General features: G+C 32.1%; 27 protein-coding genes, 2 tRNA genes and 2 pseudogenes. 21 read left to right on the top strand and 10 right to left on the bottom strand.

The window, feature by feature from the left end; translation table 11 throughout:
• Positions 1 to 241: 241 nt before the first annotated feature.
• Together Z054_RS0113380 and Z054_RS0113375 are read left to right on the top strand one after the other, a co-directional pair.
• Positions 242 to 1,888: an ISL3 family transposase gene (locus tag Z054_RS0113380; protein ID WP_024770566.1), complete on the top strand. Its 1,647-nt coding sequence runs from the start codon at positions 242 to 244 to the stop codon at positions 1,886 to 1,888.
• Between the two features lie 13 nt (positions 1,889 to 1,901).
• Entirely contained in the window at positions 1,902 to 2,207 is a 306-nt protein-coding gene (locus tag Z054_RS0113375; protein ID WP_024770565.1) for a hypothetical protein, read from the top strand.
• Between the two features lie 386 nt (positions 2,208 to 2,593).
• Here the strand turns inward: Z054_RS0113375 and Z054_RS32845 are convergent, their stop codons facing one another.
• The 5 genes from Z054_RS32845 to Z054_RS0113360 form a co-directional block, all read right to left on the bottom strand.
• On the bottom strand, positions 2,594 to 2,722 hold the full coding sequence (locus Z054_RS32845) for an IS1/IS1595 family N-terminal zinc-binding domain-containing protein (RefSeq protein WP_455423270.1): 129 nt from the start codon (positions 2,720 to 2,722) through the stop codon (positions 2,594 to 2,596).
• 196 nt (positions 2,723 to 2,918) lie between these two features.
• On the bottom strand, positions 2,919 to 4,190 hold the full coding sequence (locus tag Z054_RS0113365; protein WP_035091954.1) for a hypothetical protein: 1,272 nt from the start codon (positions 4,188 to 4,190) through the stop codon (positions 2,919 to 2,921).
• Between the two features lie 206 nt (positions 4,191 to 4,396).
• On the bottom strand, positions 4,397 to 4,489 hold the full coding sequence (locus tag Z054_RS32455) for a hypothetical protein (protein ID WP_241461415.1): 93 nt from the start codon (positions 4,487 to 4,489) through the stop codon (positions 4,397 to 4,399).
• Between the two features lie 138 nt (positions 4,490 to 4,627).
• A complete protein-coding gene (tnpB, locus tag Z054_RS31030; RefSeq protein WP_084050352.1) occupies positions 4,628 to 4,786 on the bottom strand; it encodes an IS66 family insertion sequence element accessory protein TnpB in 159 nt (52 codons plus the stop codon).
• Positions 4,787 to 5,227: 441 nt separating this feature from the next.
• Entirely contained in the window at positions 5,228 to 5,422 is a 195-nt protein-coding gene (locus Z054_RS0113360) for a hypothetical protein (protein ID WP_024770563.1), read from the bottom strand.
• Positions 5,423 to 5,676: 254 nt separating this feature from the next.
• On the opposite strand from Z054_RS0113360, the gene Z054_RS0113355 reads away from it, so the two are divergent.
• Positions 5,677 to 6,153 carry a hypothetical protein gene (locus tag Z054_RS0113355; protein ID WP_152538549.1) on the top strand — a complete coding sequence of 159 codons (477 nt, stop codon included), beginning with the start codon at positions 5,677 to 5,679 and terminating at the stop codon, positions 6,151 to 6,153.
• Between the two features lie 231 nt (positions 6,154 to 6,384).
• Positions 6,385 to 6,558, top strand: a complete 174-nt coding sequence (locus Z054_RS31760; protein ID WP_161635292.1) for a hypothetical protein — start codon at positions 6,385 to 6,387, stop codon at positions 6,556 to 6,558.
• A 121-nt stretch (positions 6,559 to 6,679) separates the two neighbouring features.
• Here Z054_RS31760 and Z054_RS31755 read toward each other — a convergent pair whose 3' ends face one another.
• Positions 6,680 to 6,829, bottom strand: a complete 150-nt coding sequence (locus Z054_RS31755) for a hypothetical protein (protein WP_161635291.1) — start codon at positions 6,827 to 6,829, stop codon at positions 6,680 to 6,682.
• Between the two features lie 524 nt (positions 6,830 to 7,353).
• On the opposite strand from Z054_RS31755, the gene Z054_RS0113340 reads away from it, so the two are divergent.
• The 5 genes from Z054_RS0113340 (at position 7,354) to Z054_RS0113320 (ending at position 10,007) form a co-directional block, all read left to right on the top strand.
• The gene (locus tag Z054_RS0113340; protein WP_024770561.1) at positions 7,354 to 7,860 is read left to right on the top strand and encodes a hypothetical protein; all 507 of its coding nucleotides are present in this window, start codon (positions 7,354 to 7,356) and stop codon (positions 7,858 to 7,860) included.
• Positions 7,861 to 7,968: 108 nt separating this feature from the next.
• On the top strand, positions 7,969 to 8,313 hold the full coding sequence (locus Z054_RS0113335; protein WP_152538548.1) for a hypothetical protein: 345 nt from the start codon (positions 7,969 to 7,971) through the stop codon (positions 8,311 to 8,313).
• A 185-nt stretch (positions 8,314 to 8,498) separates the two neighbouring features.
• Entirely contained in the window at positions 8,499 to 8,921 is a 423-nt protein-coding gene (locus tag Z054_RS0113330) for a hypothetical protein (protein ID WP_024770559.1), read from the top strand.
• Between the two features lie 212 nt (positions 8,922 to 9,133).
• On the top strand, positions 9,134 to 9,565 hold the full coding sequence (locus Z054_RS0113325; RefSeq protein ID WP_024770558.1) for a hypothetical protein: 432 nt from the start codon (positions 9,134 to 9,136) through the stop codon (positions 9,563 to 9,565).
• Between the two features lie 58 nt (positions 9,566 to 9,623).
• Complete coding sequence (locus tag Z054_RS0113320) at positions 9,624 to 10,007, top strand: hypothetical protein (RefSeq protein ID WP_024770557.1); 384 nt, start codon at positions 9,624 to 9,626, stop codon at positions 10,005 to 10,007.
• 162 nt (positions 10,008 to 10,169) lie between these two features.
• Here the strand turns inward: Z054_RS0113320 and Z054_RS32715 are convergent.
• Positions 10,170 to 10,277: pseudogene (locus tag Z054_RS32715) on the bottom strand (transposase); the annotation flags it as partial.
• Between the two features lie 209 nt (positions 10,278 to 10,486).
• Here Z054_RS32715 and Z054_RS32230 point away from each other — a divergent pair.
• From Z054_RS32230 to Z054_RS32710, 10 genes and pseudogenes are all read left to right on the top strand, one after another.
• Entirely contained in the window at positions 10,487 to 10,804 is a 318-nt protein-coding gene (locus Z054_RS32230) for a hypothetical protein (RefSeq protein WP_024770556.1), read from the top strand.
• Between the two features lie 45 nt (positions 10,805 to 10,849).
• Positions 10,850 to 11,236: a hypothetical protein gene (locus tag Z054_RS0113310; protein WP_024770555.1), complete on the top strand. Its 387-nt coding sequence runs from the start codon at positions 10,850 to 10,852 to the stop codon at positions 11,234 to 11,236.
• A gap of 6 nt (positions 11,237 to 11,242) precedes the next feature.
• Positions 11,243 to 11,464 carry a hypothetical protein gene (locus tag Z054_RS0113305; RefSeq protein WP_024770554.1) on the top strand — a complete coding sequence of 74 codons (222 nt, stop codon included), beginning with the start codon at positions 11,243 to 11,245 and terminating at the stop codon, positions 11,462 to 11,464.
• A 901-nt stretch (positions 11,465 to 12,365) separates the two neighbouring features.
• A complete protein-coding gene (locus Z054_RS0113300) occupies positions 12,366 to 14,054 on the top strand; it encodes a hypothetical protein (RefSeq protein WP_024770553.1) in 1,689 nt (562 codons plus the stop codon).
• Between the two features lie 12 nt (positions 14,055 to 14,066).
• A complete protein-coding gene (locus Z054_RS0113295; RefSeq protein ID WP_024770552.1) occupies positions 14,067 to 14,738 on the top strand; it encodes a hypothetical protein in 672 nt (223 codons plus the stop codon).
• Between the two features lie 54 nt (positions 14,739 to 14,792).
• Positions 14,793 to 15,575: a hypothetical protein gene (locus Z054_RS0113290; RefSeq protein ID WP_152538547.1), complete on the top strand. Its 783-nt coding sequence runs from the start codon at positions 14,793 to 14,795 to the stop codon at positions 15,573 to 15,575.
• A gap of 10 nt (positions 15,576 to 15,585) precedes the next feature.
• A complete protein-coding gene (locus Z054_RS0113285; RefSeq protein ID WP_024770550.1) occupies positions 15,586 to 15,888 on the top strand; it encodes a hypothetical protein in 303 nt (100 codons plus the stop codon).
• Between the two features lie 79 nt (positions 15,889 to 15,967).
• Positions 15,968 to 16,504, top strand: coding sequence for an FKBP-type peptidyl-prolyl cis-trans isomerase (locus Z054_RS28490; protein WP_024770549.1), 537 nt, complete (start codon positions 15,968 to 15,970; stop codon positions 16,502 to 16,504).
• An 827-nt stretch (positions 16,505 to 17,331) separates the two neighbouring features.
• The gene (locus Z054_RS31750; RefSeq protein ID WP_161635290.1) at positions 17,332 to 17,508 is read left to right on the top strand and encodes a hypothetical protein; all 177 of its coding nucleotides are present in this window, start codon (positions 17,332 to 17,334) and stop codon (positions 17,506 to 17,508) included.
• A gap of 16 nt (positions 17,509 to 17,524) precedes the next feature.
• A pseudogene (locus tag Z054_RS32710) lies at positions 17,525 to 18,355 on the top strand (recombinase family protein); the annotation flags it as partial.
• A 736-nt stretch (positions 18,356 to 19,091) separates the two neighbouring features.
• Here the strand turns inward: Z054_RS32710 and Z054_RS0113265 are convergent.
• From Z054_RS0113265 to mutS, 3 genes are all read right to left on the bottom strand, one after another.
• Positions 19,092 to 19,176, bottom strand: a tRNA-Leu gene (locus tag Z054_RS0113265).
• Between the two features lie 21 nt (positions 19,177 to 19,197).
• Positions 19,198 to 19,269: transfer RNA gene (locus Z054_RS0113260), tRNA-Gly, on the bottom strand.
• Between the two features lie 97 nt (positions 19,270 to 19,366).
• Positions 19,367 to 21,958, bottom strand: coding sequence for a DNA mismatch repair protein MutS (gene mutS / locus Z054_RS0113255; protein ID WP_035091946.1), 2,592 nt, complete (start codon positions 21,956 to 21,958; stop codon positions 19,367 to 19,369).
• Positions 21,959 to 22,255: 297 nt separating this feature from the next.
• Between mutS and Z054_RS0113250 the strand changes: the two genes are divergently transcribed.
• Together Z054_RS0113250 and Z054_RS28485 are read left to right on the top strand one after the other, a co-directional pair.
• Complete coding sequence (locus Z054_RS0113250) at positions 22,256 to 22,789, top strand: RNA methyltransferase (protein ID WP_024770545.1); 534 nt, start codon at positions 22,256 to 22,258, stop codon at positions 22,787 to 22,789.
• A gap of 722 nt (positions 22,790 to 23,511) precedes the next feature.
• A partial coding sequence (locus Z054_RS28485; RefSeq protein ID WP_035091908.1) for a GEVED domain-containing protein occupies positions 23,512 to 24,842 on the top strand: 1,331 nt, incomplete at its 3' end.

Raw genomic sequence — 24,842 nt, 5'->3', positions numbered from 1 at the left:
GTCGTTCTGTCGGATACTGACCCCTTTTGATAAAAAGATAATCAATTGAAGTTCAAATTTGCTTTTTTTAAAGCAATGGGTTCTATTATTCTGGATCAAGTTGGTTCTTCCTCATATTTGGGGAAAATACACTAAATCAACAAGTGTTTTATGTTGTTGAAAATCAGGATAATAAAAGATGTTTTTCCTTGTTTTACAGGGTGATATTTATTATCTTTAAGTAGTTATCAGACAATTACTTATGACCATAAAACAACTGATTGGCATGCCTATGCTAATTGTAAAAAACATTGATTACTCTTGTTCCATTGTTAAAATACACGCATTAATAAAAGCCAAACGATCAAAGTGTCCGATTTGTAGGAAATATAGCAATAAAGTTCATGATCATTATATTCGAACACTATCAGATCTTCCGGTATTTCAAAACAAAACCACTATCATCCTAAAGACACGCAAGTTTAAATGCCTAAATTCTCAATGTAACCGAAAAGTATTCTCAGAACAAACACCATATTTTTTAAGATATTCAAGAAGAACAAAAAGGGCATCCAAGATACTGGATTCCTTATCAATTGAATTAACAGGAAAATTGGGTAGTATACTGTCTAAACAACTACTAATTCCGGTTAGCAGCTCAACCATTACACGAATAGTCCACAGGCAACAACTACCTCCAATAATACAACCAAAGGTACTTGGAGTTGACGATTGGGCATACCGAAAGGGAAGAAGTTATGGAACCATTCTCATTGATATGGAGACTTCAAGGCCTATTGATATTTTACCTTCGAGAGAAGGCAAAGAGTTAAAAAAGTGGTTGTCAAAATATCCTGATGTGAAAATTGTTACCAGAGACAGGGCTAGTTCGTATTCTTCTGCTATCAATGAAGTTTGTCCAAATGCAGAACAGGTCGCGGATCGGTTTCATTTATTAATGAACCTATCTGATGCTTTGGACAAGTATTTCAAAAGTGTGAATCCAAAAATTAGAAAGCTTATTAAAGATAAAAGCAATGAGCTTTTAAATATGTCGGATGTCCAGAATATGGACAATGAGGAGGAAAAAAGTTTACAATCATTATCAAAAGTCCAGAAAATAGATGGAATAAAAGTAGATCAAAGGCAGGATATTTTCAATAAAATTAAGGAACTACAGGCTAAGGGTATATCTAAACGTAAGATTGCAAGGGATTTGGGCATAAGTCGTAATACAGTTAAGTCATATTTTTCATTAGAAGCATTACCTCCCAGAATAAGTTATAAATCGACCAATATTGAACTATTTGCCCAGCACATTGTTGCTGGATTAAATGACAAAGGATATATGATGAAAGATATAATAGACGAGATCTATAAATTAGGATACAACGGAAGTAGAACCCAAGCCTACCATAATATAAATATCATAAAGGAGAAATTTGAAATATACACTCCAAATTTCGCACAAATTCAAAAATCAAGAATCCCATATATAAAACCCTTAAGTTCAAGGAAACTTGCCAAATACATTGGTTCTTGTTTAACTAGTATTAAAGACCCTGATGAACGAAAATATCTACAAACTCTATTAGGTAATATGTCAGAATTACAGGTCATTCGAAAATTGGTACAGATTTTCAAAACGATGCTAAAAAGAGGGCACGGAAATATAAACCGATGGATTGAATTTATAAAACCTTCAAAATACAAGATGTCAGGATTAACTACTTTTGCCAATGGTTTATTAAGGGATATTAAAGCTGTTAAAAACGGAATCAACATGCCTTGGAGTAATGGAGCTGTAGAAGGTCATGTAAACCGTATAAAGAGTATAAAAAGACAAATGTATGGCAGGGCTAGCTTTGATCTATTGCGTAAAAAGGTGATATTATCCCAAACTGGTTGATGTTTCCCCAAATATGAGGAAGAACCAACATCAATGGATTATACAACTAAATTCGGAATATGAATTTAATAACATTTTTAAATGTGAAGATTGGGATGAATTTTTAATAGTACAAGCTCCATATGTAAATAGACCCCTTATTTACATTATGTCTGGAGGTGTTCTTTTGCCAGAATATGACTATATTAATGCCAGTGAAGATACTTATTTTTTATTAAAAACAATAATATCATCAATAATCCAATTGTTTTTGGGAATCCATATTTTATTTTTTCTCAAAAATTCAATAACTTCAACTATGTTAGAATTGATAGGTTAAAAGCCAATTTTATATTTAAGAAATTTGAGAATAGTGACTTTGATTTGTATACTTTAGAGTCTTACCAGTCCGATTAAATAAACCCCACTCTACGAAGAGCACTGCTTTGCGATAGTTTTTAACTTCGTAGGGTGTATGAGTAAGCAAATAATAATTAACAAACAGTCATCTAGCAATAGTTGGCTGTTTTTTTATGAGAAAGCTTACTTGGTTTTAAAGTTCTGGATTACATTGTCAACATAACAAAGATGCCAATATCTGATGAAGCCAGTCAAATGCCGTCTTCTTGTTTATCGATAGAGGTACTTGATTTTGTCTAAACTTTTTTCTTCCATCATTAACTCTAAATAATCGTCTAATTTTTCCTAAGAGTGAATACCAGCCATTCAGGTACCAGAATATTCAGTAAAACTTCTACAGCAAGATTTATACTTGTAGCGTTGAGAATTGCTCTTAAAGCCGAATTTTACATATTTATTGTGACCGCAATGAGGACCCCCCCTACTTATTGTCAAGTAAATTCCTATGTGATTGCTGACAACTATAAGATTCGAAACCTTCTTTGTCCTTTAACTCAACCTCCGCTATAAGACGTTGCCTTTCATATTTTGATAGATCCAATAATCCTGATTTGAACTCTGATATCTTCATATCATTAATATACAAAAATAATACATATTCTAAACTACAGCCTTTTCTATTTATTAGTGATTATTGGACAGTTTCATTATTGGTAACTGATATTACACAGGGAAATGACAAGTTAGAATCTCCCTTAATAGATAAGGATTCATAGATATTCAATATTGATCTGTTAAAAATTTTCTGAGCCAACACTTGTCCTTGATATTTAATAGTTACAGTATCATTCAAATTCAACATTTCATCATTAATGTAAAGTTGAAGCGAATTGCTATAATTAGAAACTATATTAATCTCATTTAGTTCAGTATTGTATTCAACTAGAATTTCCCCGTCAGTTTCAATCTGGTCTTTAGGTGTTCCTACCCAATAAAAAGTACTGTGATGCCTATCATCTTGTTTCCAGTTAACCTTTTTGGGAATTGGGTTCCGTTCATAATTTGTCATCCAAGGAAGAGCAACGGCATCTTCAAGCTCCATCCAATGACCAAATCCTTCATGAATTTGAACATCATGTATGTAACCATCAGGGTATTCATTTTGTAAATTATCAAGGACGATACCCCATTCCTCTGCTATGCCATTCCTGTTAAAAGCACTATCATTACCTCCTACGTGTATTGCAAAAGGCGTATTTCTAAGTCCTAGCGGAGAAGCATCATTAGGGTGTCCTGCCATCATGGAAGCTGCTGCCCATCTGTCAGCCATTCTAGGAGCTAATTGATATGAACCATCTCCACCAGCAGAATACCCTAAAAGATATACTTTATTAGGATTCACATTTTCTTTTAGAACAGCTAATTGAATAATAATATTTAGAAATTCATCTATATGATCTTCGTGCCATAAATTCCATGTATTAGTAGGGGCTCTTGGGGCAAGATAAACTCCTTCAAGTGAACTCATTGTAACATCGTATAGATGTTTTTGGTTGTCATATTGTTGATCGTTAGCTGCAGCTGTGGTTCCACCTCCACCATGTAATGAAATGAATAAACTACGTCCGTCTGAAGGTTCCGCTCCAAAGGTTTGATAAAAGAAAAGCATTTTGTAACTATTATATTCAATCAAACGATTGTTCCATTGTGTCTCATAATCATTAAACATTCTTGCCTGCTTATCTTGAAAGAGAAGCTCTGAAGCAATTTCTGCTTCGCTTTTTGATAATGGTTCTTTTGAGAAATCCAAGTTTTCTAACACTTCTCTTTCTTCAACTGTTTTAGCTAACCATTCTTCTAAATCTTGACTTACACTTAAAGGACCAAAATTCTCTTCCTTCTCATTACATCCTAGGAATGAAGAAAGGATGCAAAAAAATAATAGGATTAAAATATTCTTCATTTTTTTAATATTTACTACCGTTAAATAATCGAGTAGACAAGGGGGGATTTCGTCCCAAGCCTCTCCCAAAACCGTACGTGAATCTCTCGATTCATACGGGTCTTGTTGTGCAAATCTAAGCAATTACATAAACATGTAAAAATTGCCAATGGTAAAATAAGCTAGGATATTGTTTCCTAACAGTTGCTAACCATTTATAACCTTTTTTATATACTGGTTTTATAACGCTTGTACCTTTTCCTTGCCGACCAAACCAATCGTTGACTTAATAGCCTGAAAACTTTGGTGAGTTCATACATTTTAAATTTGCCATAGTAACGTACCCATCCTCTTATCATTGGATTTAAGTATTGAGCAACTCCTACAATGAACAAGTAACTCTTGATAGGTCATCGCTGCTAAAATAAAAACTACCCCGCAAAAAAAACAGCTCAAAATTACACTTTTTTGTATCGTTTTCTGCGAGTGATATTGGTAATGGCAATACCGTCGATCAGTAAGATCAATTGGGCATAACTTAGGCGCAAACTTTCTACTTCGTCATTATATTCTAGTAGCTCAAAAGTGCCAGATTCTAATCTTTTGTAATACAACATAAACCTTCCAGGCTACCAGTGTAAGAGTTTGCCTTGTTTCTGTCCTTATTAATAACTCACCTTACGCAATCAAAGAAGCATTTTTACTTGTTTTAACAAAAAACCTGTTGATAAGTCATTTTTTTTCTTAATATTTTAATATCTTAAGCTGTTTTAGTTACCAAATTCCTTTAATGAATAGTACATTGGTTGAATAATTAAGGAATTAATAAATTGTCAAATAACTGATATTCAATCTACAACATAGTTGTTGACAATAGATTTTGATTTTAACATATCACTATGTGTAAGGTGAGTTAATAAATAACAAAAAAGCGAGACAATATTGTCTATTCGTGAGCCCAAACCCTCAGAGTTCAAACTTTTTGACAAGAGATTTAATTGAAATTGAAGAATATGTTAATGAATACTACCTTTAGGATATTGCTTAATTAATATTTTCTAAACCCTTCTAAGTTCATCCGTAAGTGCTCTTCTTTGAGGGTGTTTTTCTTTAAAATCTTTACTTAGTGAATTTGCTTGATCTTTACTTCCTAATTTTTTCATTCTTCTCAAATATCTACAAGCAGTTTTGTAGTGTTTTCTTCCTACATAATTTTCTACGTATTTTTTAAGTCTCTCTTGATTGCCAAACAAATAAAAATAATTTATGTGATTAATTAAATACAAAACTTTTTTATTTATTTTTGTTAAAAAATTACACAACTAATCATTCGCAAAACGTTATAGACAATATTGAGTAATGGAAGCGTATAAAGTCACCAACTATTAGAGATTAATAAATGTTTCGCTTCTCTTTCATTACTAAAATCTATAACATGTCGGAATAAGCCAAAGAGACTTTAAATCAAAAGTAGGCACAATTATTTAAAATGAAAAAATTATTTAAAATGAAAAAATTATTATTACTTTTTGTGTCATTGTCTGTATTTGCTTTTACTGCTTGTAGTGATGATGATGACAACTCTTCAATAGATTTTAGAGATAAATACGTAGGGGAATGGAAATCTAACATTATTGGTGCTATAACTTATAGCTATGATGGAGGAGAGATTTTAACATCCACTATACTTGATACTACATATATCACTAAGATTAAAAAAAATGGTACAGATAAATTAGTTATTAATGATAAAATATTCAATGTTATTGGTACTAATAAACTTACTATTGAACCTTCTGATCTAACAGAACAGGAAGAAGGTATTATTGTATCAGGAAAAGAAAGTATTACAGGAACTCTAAGTGGTGATGCAATTACTTTAAATTCAGTGTTTAGTGGGACTTGGAAAAGTGATACTAGCGAAGTTGGAACTATTACTGGAAATATTATTGGTTCTGTGACTAACACTTTAGTTAAAATGTAGAAAATAATGCCTCGGGGCAAGCCCCGAGGCATTATTTACACTGGTCTCAGATTTGAGTGAAATCCCTGCAATTTCATCGTAGCACTTTTAGTAGTGCGAAAAAATCTATATCTTAGATTAGATGGATTCAAAAATAAGAAAAGGAGCTCATACCTTTAGCCGATTGACCTGCTATATAGTTTGGTCTACAAAGTATAGGTATAAAGTGTTTTGAGGAGATATCCAAATACATTGCAGAGAACTTCAATGGGTGCTGTTTTACAAACAACTTCTTCCTTAATAAGATTAGAAACTTCTACAGGAATAAAAACAGGTTGTTTTTTTGGATTCTGGAAAATCAACCCTGAATTTCCTATTCCAGTATTTCATGATACCATAAAGATCAAGCTTGGATTTATGTTTTAACAATACACTAATCCAACTCTCTTTCCATACATCTTTCTTACACCAATTACGATAATGACCAAAAACCGTCTTAGGATGTAATACTTCATTTGTTAAACAAACTACTAATACCGTTTTGATTTTAAAAATTCTCAAAAAAGAGATTAGTGTATAATTGATATCCAGTAATTGATTTTATAAGCTCTGGATTTAGTTGCCTTACCATTACTGTAACTTTCTTTTGTAATTCTTCAATTGAAGGGGAAAATTTCATTGCTGTTCTATCTTTCATCTATTGCCACACTTTTTCTGCTGGATTAAGTTCTGGAGTATATATTTGATCGTTTGGCTTTTATTGATGCGTGTATTTTGACAATGGAACAAGAGTAATCAATGTTTTTTACAATTAGCATAGGCATGCCAATCAGTTGTTTTATGGTCATAAGTAATTGTCTGATAACTACTTAAAGATAATAAATATCACCCTGTAAAACAAGGAAAAACATCTCGTATTATCCTGATTTTCAACAACATAAAATACTTGTTGATTTAGTGTATTTTTCCCAAATATGAGGAAGAACCAGCATCAATAGAATATCCAGACGTGTCGCAGCAAACTGGATTCAAGATGATAATGATTTTTTATTAGTACATAGTGGAAAAATTGGTGGTGGTAGAAAAGGGATTGGTAAATATGGCTTCATTGAGCATTACAATGGTGTTTTTGAAGATGTAGATGTAGAAGGACTCTCCAAAAAAATAACTGTAATAGGAAACCTTAAAGATCCTAATCTGCCATATCAAATTAAGAATTTTGTGTTTGAAGCAAGTCGAATAAAAGATATATTGGTAAGGATCACTACTTTAAAATCGAGTAGTGATCCATTAGACAAAATTAAACATAGTTTTAATGAAGAGTTTGTCGGCACCAAAGAATACAAAAATAGAAAAGGTAAAATAGCTACTACAGCAAATCATGGATTAATTGTAAATACACTAAAGGAAATTATTTCTGCAAACAAGTTTCTGGTAGCTAATGATAAACAAAGAGATCTTTATATTTATAATAAAAAAGCAAAAATTGAATCTGTTTTTGAAATAAAAACCTCATTAAAATCCCAATCCATTTTTACAGCAGTGGGGCAGTTATATGTGAATAATATAAGGCTCAAACCGATGCCTCAATTAATTTATGTTATTCCAGAGAAGCCAAACTCAAATTTATTAAAAACATTAAAAAAACTAAACATTAAAACACTTGTCTTTTCTTGGAAAGACAGCAAGCCTATTTTCAAGAACTTGAATAAACTAATTGAATGCTAGATACTACAATCTAAAAAGAATTAACGACGCCAAGATATTTCGGTAGGTAAAGAATCGAATGAATAACTAAAAAGTTCAAATAAACGATTACATTATAAAACCTAAATTATGTCATTAAATAATTTTTTTAAGATTAATCTTCCATACGGAATGATGAAAAACGAAAATAACGAATGGACTTGTTTTAATAGAGAATATAAGCCATTAAGCAATAAGGATATCTTTACAGATGTTGATCCAAAGGATTTTATTTATTCCAAATATAAAGGTTTAACTGAAAATGTGCTTCAAAAATTGGCAGATACTCCAGGTTCAATACAATCGGTTGATGGGAAAATTGTTAAGTTATTCTTTTATAGTGATGCTACAAATCCTTCCAATTTTAGTAAGAAAGAATTATACAATAGTTATTTTGAAAAAATAGAAATATTATCAAAGTTAAAAGTTCAATAAACCGATGAAAAACAACGTGCTTTCAAAATCATATATCTCTCTTGATCATAAATTAGTATTAAAAGATTGTAGTCATGAAAACAGATATGAAGTATTTGACTTTAAAAATGAGTGCTTAAAAGAGATCTGCAAAGATTGCGGGAAAATAACTAAAAAAGTCTAAACAAACGATAACAATATTAAAAATGAAAGTGATAGCATTAAGAGGAATTGAAAATTGTGGAAAATCAACTACATTGAATATTGTTTATAATCTTTTACTAGATGATGGTTATTTACAAGTCCCTAATCATTTTGAAGAACTTGGAAATCCTATTATGAGAGATTTTATCGATGTTTTGGTTAAAGATGGTATTTTATTGGGTATTGTTACAATGGGTGATTATGCAAGAAAAAGAGGTTCTAGTGTAAAGGATCTACTTAAGAAACTTGAAACGAAAGGATGTATAATTGCTATCTGTGCATGTAGAAACGATAAAACAGGTACAGTAAAGGCTGTTCAAGAATATCAAAAACATCAGTTCGTCGACAAAGTGAATAATAAGGATAAAAGTTTACAAAGAATCATCAATCATAAGGATGCTAGAACAATTACAGGGTTGATTTAATTATTTAAAAGTTCAATAAAACGATGGAATTTATGCTTAGCCATTTATTAAAGAATAAAGATTTATACTATGATGAAAGATTATTTCTTTTAAAAGTCGTTTTCTTTATACCGATTGCTTTGGGTATAATCTCCCTAATTAGATATTTAATTATAATGATATTAAAACGTCAAAAGAATAAAAATAAAACAAATCAAAAGTCTAAATAAACGATGAACGATAAGGATCAAATTTTAAATCATTTAAAAATAAATAATCCGAAGTCATTTACCCAAAGAGATTTCCGATTACAACTTTTTCCTGAATTAAATGAAGATGAAATAAAATCTCTGTTAAAAGAAATTATAACATGTAATAACGATCTAATCAAATATAAGGAATACCAAGGTACCGGATATCTTGCTGCATGGTATAGCGGAAACATTGATAAATTTCTAAACGATGGTGGGTTTACAAAAATAGAAAAAGATGTAGAAACGGAATTAGAATTGCGAGAAAAGAAAGAAGATCTGGAAGGTCAAATTCTAAAACTAAAACGAGACAATCTAAGGTTAAAAAATTGGGATATTAGGATCAGATGGACAATTGCTATCGTTTCTTTTATTGCCGGCCTAGTAGTTAAGTATTTATGGGATAATAAATAAAGTTCAAATAAATGATTCTAAAACATGGGAACTAAATTGGAAAAAAATAGGCTCAAAAGTGGGGATACTTGCTGCAATTGCAGGCATTATTTATGGCAATATTGGACACGTTCATCCAATTTTGTTTGATCAAAACACAACGGAATGGTCAGACGACACAAAGTATCAAGGGAAATGGATACAAAGGGGGGCTGTTAGAGGTGGAATTCATTATAATGGACAGTTATCTAATATAATAAAATTTAAAAAAGGAATAATTTATTATAATGATAATCCGGATGATCCAAATCCAACAAAACATAAGTTTGTAAGAATTGGTCCTAATGAATATTATAATCCTCAAAACGAGGAAAAGATTAGGTTTACAACTGATTCGACAGCAGTTCAGGAATATTGCTGTGATAAAGGTCATTTAGACTTAGAAAAAGTAAAAAGCAATTGATAATTGGTTAACTAGAATGAAAGTTCAATAAAACGATAAAAAATAAATGTATTTTCCTCTGACAACAACATAAAACAACAAATAAAAAAGTCGTCGATTATGCTAGCGAAACATCTATGAACCCGAGTTCGATTATTTAAAATAATCAGATTTAATTAGTATTTTGAGTTGATCACTGACTGTTTCAATTACGGAACGTTTTCGAAGAAGTATTTTGTCAGATAATGTCATTAAACAGTTTTTCAGTAAGGGTCTGAGCATTTGTGTTACCCATTTTTTGTTTTGTCTTTTCTTATGGATATTTTTACTAAACGGACTTAATTGAATACAAACTTCAAGTATTTATTGAAAGTTCCTTTACTAAAAAGTTATATTCTTACTTTAGGCTTTAGTTAATCAAATAGAATCTCATGTTATGGATAGAGAAGATCAGGATACAATCAAAACGACTATGATATTAAAAAAAACAGGCTTTAAATATGGCTATGCATTGCGTTCGTAATACAGTTTTGGAAGATTATCACTCTGGTGTAGTTCCTCAATCCAAAACTGGGGATTATACTGATGTAAAAGTAGTTACACCATATGGAGAAATTCCTTGGAAAGAGCTTTCAAGAATTAGTAATGAAGAGATGAAAAGATTAAATAAAGAGGTTGTTAATAAAATTTATACTTTTTTAGAAATTATTTTTAATCCAAAATATTCAGAACATCAAGACTTTCTTTTTAAAATGTGTAGTATGTATTTTCCCCATAACTGGGATGAACCTGAACTGGAAAGTGATATGCTTAGATAATAAGAACAAAGTAACATATTGCACTTTACTCTAAAAAGTTGTTTCATGCAAAATATAAAATTATATAAAGATGCATTTATGACCGCACTGCAATGCGGTGAAGATGAATTTAAAATGAAACCTTATTATGTAAATAAAAGAAATCAAACGAGAATTGTTAGTCACAAAAATAAAACCTATTTAGTTTTAAGTTACTCAGATTTAAATTACAAGGCCGAAGAACTTTTAAAGACAGATATGGCATATACAATAATGCCAGAAGTAATTGAGGATATTTTTGAAAATATTTGGCAGAGTACTTTCTTTTATGAAGACCTTTTTCCTGAAGGGCATAAAGTTTACAAATACGAGGGAGATCTAGAACAAAAATTCTTGAAGTGCTGTACTCAAGCAAAACAAACTGGTAATAATTTTTGGAACATATTGTATTAGGAATCTATGGTTTTATATAATAAAGTTATTAATCAAGCTTCCAGTTATAATTTAGAGTCTTCAGTTTCGGAATTAGTCCATATATGGATGTTGGATGGAGAACAACTTTTATCTGAGCATAGAGATGGAATTTTTGAAGTCGTTCAGTTATTTACTAATCCAGAAAACAGGAATGTGTTTTTTGTATTTGATGTGGATATTAATTTTGAAGAGGAGGAAGAATTATAAGATATGATTGATTAGGATATTCAATTTTCTTTAATTTACACACTCTCTTTATAAAAGGTAAGCGGATTTAAATCTATAATTTCATTAAGAGGCTATTTTTAATAATTTTTTATCTTTTCTAACAAGTTGCCTCCATTTGAAACTCTATAGAATACGTTTCAGCAAGATAAATATTAGCACAAACGAAATAGTAATTTCAAATGAAATATACGGAAAATGATATTCACTTTGTACTTAAGCTTTCTAACATAATTTTAGTAACTTATTTTAAAGTTTAAACTTTTTTGAAATTTTGAAAAATATTATTAACAGCACGTCTCCTAAACGTGCTGATTTTACGTGCTGAAATGTGGGGAAATGTGTAGAAATGTAACACGTCAAAATCGTAAAACCTTTATAAATAGTGAGTTGAAAGTTGTTTTTTTAGGCTCATAACCCGAAAGTCACAGATTCGAGTCCTGTTCCCGCTACTACATAACCACCTCATTACGAAGTGGTTATTTTTGTTTGCAACCATTTTTTCTTCTTGAAAATTTTCAATTTTTAGACTTACGTACATCATTTGTGTACAGTTTTTATTAAAAAAATCCAATGAAAGATTTTTCTCTACAAATAGATTTACTATCTGTAGCTAGCTTAATTTATTTAAGTATTTGATATATAGCTGTTTATGTATTATTTAGGCTTTTAACTTTATCTGTATTTTTATTATTTAAAACTGTGACCTTCGGGGTGAAGTACCTGAGAGAACTATGATAATCATCTAATTACGAATTATTTTATTTATAAACCTTATGTTTTTTGATGTTTATGCGTAATTAATATTAAAATATATTCAATAGCAGCCGAGAATGTACGTCGTTATGCAGTCTCGCAAATAAGTGATAAAGCGTTCCTTTATGTGCATGATAAAAAACTGTTAAACGAAGAAACAGGAAGATATTTAAAAGGAAGAAATTTCGACAATCATTCCTTTGGCATGATGAGACGTTTGATAGAGTCCTATGTAGATAATCAGCGTTTCCAAATGAACAGTAGTGAACTACAATCATCAAATCCTACACAAATAAATCCTCCTGGTCAAGAATTTGCAATGCGTTGGTATGCAAATGGTAGTTTTTCTTCTTTTCATCCGTTCTGGGGGGTAGGAAACGTGATGTCTCAATTATATGATAACTCTCCTGATTCCTGGGCAAGAGAAGGCTATTCGATACGGCAAATGTTTGAAGCCAATGGGGTAGCTGTACCAAGCTCTGTTTACGATGCTCAATTAGGACAGATATTTGATTTTCATAGTGATGGATGGGGATTAAAACCTGTAACCAGATCAGAGGTATTGATTTATTTTACAGGTAATGTAGGACAGCAATTGGGGTATGACAGATTTACTTTTCCTAGCTTTCTTCAAAACTCTCTTGCAGTCGAGGCTGCTTTGGCGTACTCCAATGGGCAAACCTTTGATTATAATTTAAGGAGAACGGTAGAATCATTAGCCAATAAACTTACTTTAAACGAACTACAAAAAAAATGGTTGATAGAGAATAAAGAAGAAACTTATAAAATAGATGATCATATAAGTTATAACAATCAATCTGCACAATCTATAGATGATTCCAAGCTTTATGTTATAGTAGGGCATTCAGCTACACCTTGGAGAGGTGCAACGGGAGCAATAAATAACAATTCGTTTTTTAGTTATAATGCTGTTAGAGATCATACCTATGCCGATGGGCAAATGGTACGAGAGTTTAGATTGGATAATGGAGACTATTTAGCGATTGGAGATTATGCGAATTGTGCCTATTGTTCTTCATCGAGTCAAAGAACACTTTACAGACCAAGAAATGAAGTTGCATGGTTTGATGTTGTTATTCCTTCGAGTATTTCTAGTGATGCTCACCCTTTTGATTTTATAATTAATGGATTTTGGGATGGTGCAAAATTAACAGGACGCTATATTATTCCCTTAGAGGATGTTATTATTATGCTTGGCGGTAGGGATTTTAATGGAGAACAAGCCAATCAATATCTGGCAGGCGGAATGCTAATTGTAGGTTTTATTCCTGGAGGTAAATTACTTAGACCTATCGCCAGAATAACTAAAGGAACATTAGCATGGAAATTAGTTGTAAAAGTGGGGAATCAATCTGTATCTTTAACCTATAAAGTTGTAGGTGGTGTTGTTACTTTTGGCAGTCGTAGCAAGTTGGCTCAAATAATTGTTAAAGCAGCAGGAGAAGAAGCGCATCATATGATCCCTTGGGCTTTACGTGGTGACGATGTAGTACAGGAAGCTGCCTATGCAGGATTTCATATGAATGCCAAAGTTAATGGTAGGGCATTAAAAAAGTTTTCTTCATTGACCCCAGATGGCATACATGGAAATCATCCTGCTTATAATGAAGTAACACAATTTTTACTTGATAAATTTAAACAAGGAGTTCCTAATTTTTCTCCTGAACAAGCTGCTGATTTCTTAGAAGGTAATTTAATCCCAAGATTAGATAATTGGATTGAAGCTGCTAAAGGTTCAGGCTTAAATTTAAATGAATATTTTAAACAAATTGTAAAGCCTGAATTAGGCATATAACCAAAATATAAAATGAAATATTATTCAATAAATAACGTGTCCGATGATTTAGAAATAATTGGACATTATCCTCAATTGGCATTAAAAAGAGGGTACAATCCCACATTATCAGATAGTTACAAACAAGTTAAAGCCAATAATTTTCCTGATTTTGTCCCTAATTTGGAATTGGAACTTCATCCAAAAGCCAATCCTACTGATTTTTTACCAAGAGTTGGTCCTTATTTTGGAATATTTGTTAATGAAAAGATGAAAGATGTACTTGAAAATCATAATTTACCGAGACATCATTTTTATCCAATTAAAATATTTAAGAGTGATATAGCATTAAACTATTTTTGGCTACATTACATTGTAGATGACTTTTGGAATTACTTAGATATAGAAAGCTCATATGCCGAACTAAAAAAGATGGTAGACCCTGTCACCTATGTTGTTGACAAGAAAATCCCTATTCAATCTCGTGATCAGATAATCAAAGAAGATTACAAACAAAAAGGAACCGATATCTTAGCGATAGGCCAGATAAAAATGAAAAGAGGGTTTCCTAAATATGACTTATACCAAGTAGATTGTTTAAGCTATAATACTATTATAAGTGAAGCTCTAAAAGAGGCATTACTTACAGAAGGCTTAACAGGTTTTGAAACAAAGCCTTTTGATCGATTTGAAGTCAATTCTTAATATTTAATTAATAAGCCAAGCCCAATCATGGGCTTGGTTTTTCACACAAAAATTATGAAAAACAATATTATAGCCATCATATGTTTGATTTGTATACTAGGTTGTTCAAGTCAAAACAAAAGCCCTTTAATTCCTAAAAAGGGAAATTTAATCTTTAAGCAAGAGATTAATATTATTAATCAAAGTCTGATCGATTCTACATTAAAATCAGCAGAAGCTAAAATTATGGAGGGTGCTGCATACACAATGGGAAAAAGTGGTCAAAAACAAACTATGGATTCTATGGATTATGCTTCATCAGTATCTTTGCTTCAAAACATGATCATGGGGACGATTACAAATAATTTTACTCCAAATCTTCAAAAGAAATGGAAAGAAGAAAGGTCTTTTAGGTTTCAGGATTCTATTATAATATCCAAAGAAAAAAATACATTACGAAATCTAAAACATGCTGTAATACATAGGGGCAAAGAAACTGTAACTATTAAGACATTGGCAGATACTACAAAAAATAAAGCAAAAAACATACCTTATAAATATGTGCCAGAAGATAACCTAAAGGTTTCTGAATTTAGAAATGAAACAAAAGAAATCAATGGATATGAATGTTTTAAAATTGTAACTACCAGTCAAGATATAATTAAAAATGCTAATAATTTAGAAATCAATTACACACACACTTTATATGTTACTGAAGAACTACAGTGTAAATATCACCCCGTGTTTAAGTATAGAAGTATTCTTAAAAAATACTACCCTTTAGAAATCACAGAAACTAACGACTTAGTTAAAGGTTATGAGAAAATTTATAGCATAAAAGAAATGAAGTTAGAATAAAAACCAAGAAATGAGTAATTCAAACAAACCTATTTTCTTAGGAATTCTATCTTTTTTAAGCCTTCTAACTTTTATATTAATCAACTATTTAGATCAAAGAAGAAGTGGAGATTTGATATTAATGTTATCAGGAATTTTTCTTTTAGCAAGTATATTCATATCTATCTTTGGGGTTTACTTAAGCTATGTAATATTTAAAAAAGATTATAAGATAAAAGGAATATTGGCAATAGTATTGAACTTAATTGTTCCCGTACTATTAATCATTCTAATTATTACCACTCTTGGAGATTTTATTCGACAAGTTTCTTAATGCCCCAATAGGGTCAACAAGATTACAATTATAAACAATCTTTAAAAATGGGATATAAACATCTCTAAAAATAAAACCGATGAAAAAAATACTCTTATTATTTAGCCTTAGTATACTAATTTATGCTTGTGGTTCTGATGATGATGCACCCATACAAGAGCCAGAAGTTTTACCTTTTGATTACACCCAACAAGAAAAGAATGCAGAAATCGCCTGGATTGAAAACTATATTAAAGACAATGGAATTACAGGAATGGAAAAAAGCGAATCAGGACTGTTTTATAGAATTGAGAAACAAGGTGATGGTATAGAAGGAGCAAAAGCAGGAGTTGTTTCTATATTTGATAAAACCATAATTGCTAAAACAGGTAAAGTAGTAGATACCACCGATAGAGACAGATACCCTAATGGAGAACCTTATTCTCTTGGACAAGGGCAACAAGCAGGATTGATTGAAACCATAAGGTTACTCAACGAAGGTGGTAAAGCAACCCTTATAATCCCTTCGTTCCTTGCAATAGGAAAAAGAACTGACTATTACGGAAGAATTGAGCCTGAAACCATTTTAATTCGTGAAATTGAGTTTGTATTTATTATTGGAGCAAACGGAAACTAAAAATATAATCATATCATTATTCTATATAAGGGAATAATGATATGATTTAAGATAAAGATATCTAGAAATGAACAAATCAAATAGACCAATATCTATTGGGTTATCTATGTAGTATAGTTAAGAATATAATACCAATCGTGCCCAACAACAAACAAAAATATGGTCACACATTCTTAAATTTTTCTTGTAATGATTTGTTTTTTTAAAATTAAAACTGTTAACTTAGACCTTTCAAAAGAAGCCTACCTATGACTCCCAATAAAAGGAGAATAGTGTGTCCATCTTTATCACTCTAGAAAAGAAAAAGGCCTAGAGGCTTAGTTTCTAATTTTCTCTGTATTCCCACTGACAATAAAATCAGACGAATACGACCTAAAACCATTAACAGATATGTTGGTGAATAAAGATCGTATTTATCATCTGAATGTAAAAAATATTTTAAAAACTCGTAAAATGACCTCTGAACATCTGAGGTCATTTAAAGGATTTGAATCTATAACCGAGGACGAAGCAGCGCAAACCATTCTCATGCTGGAGCAATTCTGCAAAATGGTTTGTAAGCACGTTACATCACCTAATATTAAACAACAATGACAACTTAATAGAATATATTTGATTGGATATATTTATAAATAGTTTGATGTTTTTTGGAAAATGTATAAGTTTGTATGACACTTAACGAATTAAACCTTTACGTTTAAGAGTTAAATTTGTTGTAATAAATAATCTGACGGCCGCTACAAGCCGAGGAAATATTAATCTTATACGTGTTCTGACCGACGCTACAATCGGATTTTCACGACTGAAACATTAGCTAAATTATGTTAGTGAAAACAGATCGTGTTCTAAAAGAACAGCTGAAACAATTCCAAAAAATCAAAAAAATGACTCCTGAACGTTTAAGAACGTTTGAAGGATTTAAAAATGTATCTGACCAGGAAGCAGAACAAACCATTCTTGTGATGGAACAACTATGTAAAACAATATTTAACCACATTAAATAGGAAAACTAAAAGGAATATGGAAAATCTAAGAGTATTTCAAAAGTTTGGAAAAAAATCAAAAACTCCAAAAATAGTACAAACTAATAGGGCTGTTATATATACTCGAGTATCTACTAAAGAACAAGCCATGAATAATGCAAGTTTAGAAACTCAAAAAGCATACTGTGAAGATTATGCTCATAAAAACGGGCTTCAGGTAATAACATATTTTGGAGGAACCTATGAATCTGCAAAAAGAGATGATCGTGTAGAGTTTCAAAAGATGTTACGTTTTGTAAGAAACAAAGGCAATAAAATATCTACTATTCTGGTATATGCCTATGACCGTTTTTCAAGAACAGGTGGTAGTAGTATAGGGTTAAGCGAAGAACTCAAAACCAAAGGCATTAACATTCTATCGGTAAGCCAACCTATAGATTTTAGCAACGATATAAGCAGTGTTGTTTGTGAAAATCTATTTCACATGAATAGTCATATTTCCAATATGAATAGTAGAAACAAAATTATCACAGGAATGAAATCCAAACTTTCAAAAGGATATTGGATTAATACCCTTCCTTTTGGATACACTAATCTTAATCCAGGAAAAGGAAAAACTCCTGATATTGTTATTAACGAAAAAGGTGAACTCTTGAAGTTAGCTTTTCAATGGAAATTACAAAAAAATATGACCTATCGGGAAATAGCAGAAAAACTTGAAAGGAAAGGATTAAAAATAAGAGCCAAAAAACTGAGTGATTATTTTAGAAATCCTTTCTATTGCGGAGTTATTGTTCATAATATATTAGATAAACCTATTCTAGGAAAACACGAACCATTAATCTCCAGAAGAGAATTTGCGCTAATTAATGATCTTCTCTATCAAAATGGAAAGGAATACACAAAAGATGACGAAAACCTGCCTTTAAAACAATTTATCACTGCTGTATCTTGCGGAACTAAATATACTGGCTATTTGGTAAAACGTAAAAACCTGTACTACTACAAAAATAATCGTATTGGAAGTAAAGAAAATAGAAGTGCCAAGGTAATGCATCAAAAATTTGAAGAGGTTTTACGCCAGATACAAATTAAGGACAAAAAGTACATCGCTCCCATGAAGGAAATTATGAAATACATCTTTGTACAAGAACACGAAGAACAGCTTAAAGAATACGATATTCAGCAAAAGAGACTGGATCAAATTAAAAACAAACTCAATGTCCTTGAAGAAAGATTCGTATTTCGTGAAATCACTGATGAGCAATTCCATAAATTTGAAGCAAAGCTAAAAAAGGAATTAGATACAATTCAAGTGTATAATACTAAAAACACTTTTAATTTATCGAACCTTGAAAAATCCATTGATTTAGCGTTACAACTTTCTTGTAACTTGCAGGAATTATGGAGCTTAGGAGATTTGGAAACAAAAAGATCGGTGCAACATATGGTTTTTCCAGAAGGAATTCTATTTGATTACGAAAATGACCGTTATCGAACCCAACGTATTAATTCTTTATTTGGGATAATCCCCTCACTATCAAGTGATTTTAATCCAAATAAAAACGGGACAACACCTAAAAATAAGGAGTTGTCCCGTCAAGTACTGAAGGCGGGACTTGAACCCGCACGGCCTTACAGGCCATTGGATTTTAAGTCCAACGTGTCTACCAATTCCACCACTTCAGCTTGGTATATATTTTATCTCAGAGCGAAAGACGGGATTTGAACCCGCGACCCTCACCTTGGCAAGGTGATGCTCTACCCCTGAGCTACTTTCGCAGTATGTTTTATGAACTTCGCAACTCGTTATTGCGGATGCAAATTTAAAACAATTCTAGTAATACCAAAGTCTTTTTACAAAAAAGAATAATTTTTTTTACACCTGCGATGCTTTCTTCCTGGTTAACATACGTTTAATCTCATTAAGCTTCATTAATGCTTCTACCGGAGTAAGTGTATCTATATCGATATCCAGAATTTCTTCCTTGATTTCTTCTAGTAATGGATCATCCAAATTAAAGAAACTCAATTGCACCTTATCTTCTTCTTGCATCCCTTTGATCTTATCGGTAAGCTCTTCACTACTATGAGATTTTTCAAGTTTTTTAAGCATCTTATTTGCTCTATGTAACACCTGTTGAGGCATTCCTGCCATTTTAGCCACATGAATTCCAAAACTATGCTCACTACCACCAGGAACTAATTTACGCAAGAAAAGAACTGTATCTTTTAATTCTTTTACTGATACGTTATAATTTTTAATACGACCAAAGGTCTCACACATCTCATTTAACTCGTGATAATGTGTGGCGAACAAAGTCTTTGGCCTTGCCGGATACTCGTGTAAGAATTCACTAATTGCCCAGGCAATAGATATTCCATCGTAGGTACTTGTTCCTCGACCAATCTCATCTAACAACACCAAACTACGATCAGATATATTATTTAAGATACTTGCAGTTTCATTCATTTCTACCATAAATGTAGATTCTCCCATAGAGATATTATCACTCGCTCCTACTCTGGTAAATATTTTATCAATCACTCCTATTTTTGCTTCTTCCGCAGGAACAAAACATCCCATTTGCGCCAATAACACAATCAATGCTGTCTGTCTTAATATTGCAGATTTACCACTCATATTAGGGCCCGTGATCATAATAATCTGTTGATTATCTCTATCCAACAGAACATCATTAGCGATATATTGCTCACCGGGTGGCAATTGTTTTTCGATTACAGGATGTCGACCATTTTTAATTTCTAAATCATGCGATTCGTCTATTAAAGGGCGTACATATTGATTTTCTGTGGCTAACTGAGCAAAAGAACATAAACAATCCAGTTGACCAATCAAGGTAGCATTTAGCTGTACAGGTTTGATATACTCACTCATCCAAAGTACAAGATCACCAAACAACTGTTGTTCTAGTGCTAGAATTTTTTCTTCGGCTCCAAGGATTTTGGCTTCATATTCCTTGAGTTCTTCTGTAATATAACGTTCTGCATTTACCAGAGTTTGTTTACGAATCCAGGTATCAGGAACTTTATCTTTATGTGTATTTCGAACCTCGATATAATATCCAAATACATTATTAGAAGCTATCTTTAAAGAAGTGATACCAGTAGTTTCGGTTTCCCGTTCCAGCATTTTATCCAAATAATCTTTTCCAGAAAAGGCAATAGATCTTAACTCATCTAACTCTTCTAAATACCCATTAGCAATTGTGTTTCCTTTCAACACATTTACAGGAGCTTCTTCATTTAAAGTCTCTTTGATCTTATTGCGTAATAACTCACAGTCATTAAGAGTTTCTCCTATTACTTTTAGCGCTTCATTATCACTATTTGATGCTTGTGATTTTATAGGCACAATTGCTTCCAAAGAGTTTTTAAGCTGAATAACCTCACGAGGGTTTACTTTTCCGGTAGCTACCTTAGAAATCAAACGTTCAACATCTCCTATCTGCTTAATCTGATGCTGAATTTTTTGATGTAATGTTGTATTATTCAAAAAAAACTGCACTACTTCATGACGTTTTTGAATGGCAGAAATATTCTTAAGCGGTAATGCTAACCAGCGTTTTAATGTACGACCACCCATCGGTGAGATCGTTTTATCTATAACATCAAGTAAAGTTACCGCATTTGCTGCATTGGCATGATATAGTTCAAGATTACGTATCGTAAAACGATCCATCCAGATATACTGATCTTCTGCAATACGTTGGATTCCTGTAATATGTTTTAATTTATGATGTTGGGTTTCTCCAAGATAATGAAGAATTACACCTGCCGCTATAACACCTTCCTGCAAATGATCTACCCCAAATCCTTTTAATGTCTTTGTCTCAAAATGTTTGTTTACTGTCTCATCTGCATAATCAGTTTTAAATACCCAATCTTCCATAAAGAATGTATGAAAGTCATGGCCAAAATCTTGTTCAAAATCTTTCTTTTTTGGCTTGCTAATCAGAACTTCACTAGGACTAAAGTTTTGCATCAACTTATCCATATGAGCTACATCGCCCTGAGCGGTAAGAAATTCTCCTGTAGAAACATCAAGAAATGCTACTCCCAATTCTTTTTTTCCATAGTGCAACGCACATAAAAAATTATTGGTTTTGCTCTGTAACACCTCATCATTAAGCGCAACTCCAGGAGTTACAAGTTCTGTTACACCTCGTTTAACAATAGTTTTGGTCTGCTTAGGATCTTCTAATTGATCACAGATAGCAACTCGCTCACCAGCTTTAACCAATTTTGGTAAATACGTGTTTAAAGAATGATGCGGGAATCCAGCTAATGCTGTTTCCTGCTCACTCCCATTACCTCTTTTGGTTAAAACAATATTCAAAATAGCCGCAGCTTTAATTGCATCTTTACCAAAAGTTTCATAAAAATCCCCTACTCTAAATAATAATAATGCATCAGGATATTTAACCTTAATAGCATTGTATTGTTTCATTAATGGAGTTACCTTTTTTCCGTCTTTTGCTGCCAATGAAGTATAGTTTTATGAATCATGCTAAAGTAGCTATTCTTCTATCTTTTTTGAAATATAGCCCGTAGGAGTTATTCAATTTTATTCACAATTTTACTTCAATACAGAAAGAAGCCCATACTACCTTAAATAAGGTACTTCATAATTTATTTTATATAATGATTGTCTAACACTATAATTCGTTTCAAAAAATGTAAAGAATTCTCAAAGTTTTATTGAGTATAAATCGTAGAATTTGTGATAAATACTATTTTTGCGATAATGGAAGGAAGCAGAAAACTCAAAAATAGCGAACTTGATCGCAAGACTGTAGAAGAATTTAAGGCATCAAAAAAGACTCCTTTAATTATTATTCTGGACAATATTCGAAGTTTAAACAATATCGGATCAGTATTCAGAACTGCTGATGCATTTTTAGTGGAAAAAATATACCTCTGTGGTATAACTGCAACTCCTCCTCATAAAGATATTCAAAAAACTGCATTAGGAGCTACCGGCACTGTAGATTGGGAGCATCAAAAAGACACAATACAACTCGTACAGAATCTTAAGTCTCAGCATGTAAAAATCTTATCTATCGAACAAGCAGAAAATGCAATTATGTTAAATGACTTTAACCCAGAACCCAATCAAAAATATGCAATTATTTTTGGGAATGAGGTTAAAGGTGTCCAGCAGCAAGTTGTTTCTGAAAGTGATACTGTTATTGAAATCCCTCAATACGGTAGCAAACATTCCCTCAATATTTCGGTTAGTGCAGGAGTTGTGATCTGGGATCTGTTTAATAAGATTTAGGAATTTTGAAACAATTCATTTAAGGCATTTAAAAAAACCAATTACGCCTCTTACACTCAAAAGAACTAGTTATTTAATTCACTCAAAATCAAATATCCACATAAACAAACCCAATAATTAACTAGGGGGTAATTGTGTTTTATACGTCATAATTAATAGACACCGTTTTTTAATTAGTAACCAAATTAAAACTATGCAAACTCACAAAACCTTAAATAACAAAATTGTTTTCCCTTGACCCTGATGTCACCTTAGACAAAAAAGAATTTACAAATAGTCGTTATCTATATTTATTTAAATAAGTCAAAATATTAGTTGATAATTGTCAGGTTTTTTATTGATCGATGCAGTAATCTGACCAATAACAAATAAGTATTTTAGTAGCGTAAAAAACGTAAGCCAACTCTTAACACACACAAATCTACAGCAAACTCATGAAACCAAACCCCTTCTTCATTCTTTTACCATGTAAACCATCGCACTAATATCTTTTCATTTTAAAATTATTGGTGAAACCTTTTTTTTGATGTGTATTTTTAAAAAGAAAGGAATTATCCAATTAGGACTTATTTGGTATATGACACTTAATTTTTTATATCCTTTTAACATAATGAAACACTCTTTTTTTGTTCAGGAACTTGGAACAGAAATCTTCATAAAAACAAATTCCTTTACAACATTACAATGAAAAAATAATTAATCTTAATTTAAATATTTGACTCATGAAACCTAAAAAAAAGTTATTATTCTTGACCACCCTGATACTCATAGCAGCTATGAGTATTGGATGGGTTCACAATGAACCATTTAAAGTAGAGCCCCCAGAAAAAAATGGTAAGTTCGTACTACATAAAATTAAATCAATTGAAACTCTAGAAGAAATAACTGCTACTAGTTTTGCCTATTGTACTGCGAACGGAAATGATATCAGTGATGAATTTATTTCCAGAGTTCAATTAGGGAGTATTGATAATGCATCTCAAGGAGGAACCGGAGGCTATTCTGATTTTACATCGATCTCTACAAATCTAACAAAAGGAGCTACAACAACCATCACAATTACTCCGACCTGGACAGGGCAGCTTTATAGTGAGGCATATCGAGTTTGGATTGACTATAATCAAAACGATGTTTTTGATGACGCCGGAGAGGAAATATTCTCTCAGACTCCAACTCAAACAACCCCGATAACAGGTACATTTATTGTACCGGACAGTGCTTTGAATGGGGCTACAAGAATGCGTGTAATATTACGGTATAATGCTTTACCATCATCTTGCGGAAGTTTTAATTATGGAGAAGTAGAAGACTATACTGTTGTCATTGGTTCTAACGGAGGAAGTGATACCCAAGCACCAAGTGCACCGGGAAGTTTAGCCGCTTCTAATATTGGAGCAACAACAGTCGATTTATCCTGGACTGCTTCTACAGATAATGTAGGCGTTACCGAATATGAGATATTTCAAGGAGGTAGTAGTATAGGAACATCGACAACCACTAGTTTTAGTGTTACCGGTCTTACTGCTTCTACAGCATATAGCTTTACCGTAAAAGCCAAAGATGCTGCTGGTAATGTATCAGCAAACAGTAATGTTGCTAATGTTACTACCACAGCTACTCCAGGGTGTGCTGGGATTAACAGTTTTCCATACAGTGAGAGTTTTGAGTCTGATTTTGGAGTTTGGACCAATGCTACAGGAGATGATATTGATTGGACCCGAGATTCAGGAGGTACTCCATCGAGCGGTACTGGTCCTGCAAGCGGACAGGATGGTTCATTCTATCTGTATACCGAAGCATCGACCAATGTAACTCCGGCAGGTAGTCCAAATAAAGTTGCTTTATTAAATAGTCCTTGTATAGATCTAACAGGAGTTCCTAATGGATCATTAGAGTTTGGATACCATATGCAGGGAACTGCTATGGGTAATATGGAAGTTTTAGCAAGTACTGATGATGGGATTACTTATACTTCAATCTGGTCAAAGAATGGTAGCCAGGGAGATGTTTGGAACCAAGCTACTGTTGCACTTACTTCCTATGCTGGATCTGT

The sequence above is a fragment of the Aquimarina macrocephali JAMB N27 genome, from assembly GCF_000520995.1.
GTDB classification, from domain to species: Bacteria; Bacteroidota; Bacteroidia; order Flavobacteriales; family Flavobacteriaceae; genus Aquimarina; species Aquimarina macrocephali.
Note: the sequence above shows the minus strand (reverse complement) of the source record. Positions and strands in the feature narration are given on the sequence as shown.

Bases quoted from the DNA above. Each gene is read 5' to 3' on its own strand.
- Z054_RS0113290 (WP_152538547.1), top strand. From the start codon at position 14,793: ATGAAAAACAATATTATAGCCATCATATGTTTGATTTGTATACTAGGT.
- Z054_RS0113305 (WP_024770554.1), top strand. From the start codon at position 11,243: ATGGTTTTATATAATAAAGTTATTAATCAAGCTTCCAGTTATAATTTA.
- Z054_RS0113325 (WP_024770558.1), top strand. From the start codon at position 9,134: ATGAACGATAAGGATCAAATTTTAAATCATTTAAAAATAAATAATCCG.
- Z054_RS0113330 (WP_024770559.1), top strand. From the start codon at position 8,499: ATGAAAGTGATAGCATTAAGAGGAATTGAAAATTGTGGAAAATCAACT.
- Z054_RS0113310 (WP_024770555.1), top strand. From the start codon at position 10,850: ATGCAAAATATAAAATTATATAAAGATGCATTTATGACCGCACTGCAA.
- Z054_RS31755 (WP_161635291.1), bottom strand. From the start codon at position 6,829: ATGAAAGATAGAACAGCAATGAAATTTTCCCCTTCAATTGAAGAATTA.
- Z054_RS32455 (WP_241461415.1), bottom strand. From the start codon at position 4,489: ATGTATGAACTCACCAAAGTTTTCAGGCTATTAAGTCAACGATTGGTT.
- Z054_RS28490 (WP_024770549.1), top strand. From the start codon at position 15,968: ATGAAAAAAATACTCTTATTATTTAGCCTTAGTATACTAATTTATGCT.
- Z054_RS0113380 (WP_024770566.1), top strand. From the start codon at position 242: ATGACCATAAAACAACTGATTGGCATGCCTATGCTAATTGTAAAAAAC.
- Z054_RS0113250 (WP_024770545.1), top strand. From the start codon at position 22,256: ATGGAAGGAAGCAGAAAACTCAAAAATAGCGAACTTGATCGCAAGACT.
- Z054_RS32230 (WP_024770556.1), top strand. From the start codon at position 10,487: ATGGCTATGCATTGCGTTCGTAATACAGTTTTGGAAGATTATCACTCT.
- Z054_RS0113375 (WP_024770565.1), top strand. From the start codon at position 1,902: ATGAGGAAGAACCAACATCAATGGATTATACAACTAAATTCGGAATAT.
- Z054_RS0113335 (WP_152538548.1), top strand. From the start codon at position 7,969: ATGTCATTAAATAATTTTTTTAAGATTAATCTTCCATACGGAATGATG.
- mutS (WP_035091946.1), bottom strand. From the start codon at position 21,958: ATGAAACAATACAATGCTATTAAGGTTAAATATCCTGATGCATTATTA.
- Z054_RS0113285 (WP_024770550.1), top strand. From the start codon at position 15,586: ATGAGTAATTCAAACAAACCTATTTTCTTAGGAATTCTATCTTTTTTA.
- Z054_RS0113355 (WP_152538549.1), top strand. From the start codon at position 5,677: ATGAAAAAATTATTATTACTTTTTGTGTCATTGTCTGTATTTGCTTTT.
- tnpB (WP_084050352.1), bottom strand. From the start codon at position 4,786: ATGTTGTATTACAAAAGATTAGAATCTGGCACTTTTGAGCTACTAGAA.
- Z054_RS0113295 (WP_024770552.1), top strand. From the start codon at position 14,067: ATGAAATATTATTCAATAAATAACGTGTCCGATGATTTAGAAATAATT.
- Z054_RS0113365 (WP_035091954.1), bottom strand. From the start codon at position 4,190: ATGAAGAATATTTTAATCCTATTATTTTTTTGCATCCTTTCTTCATTC.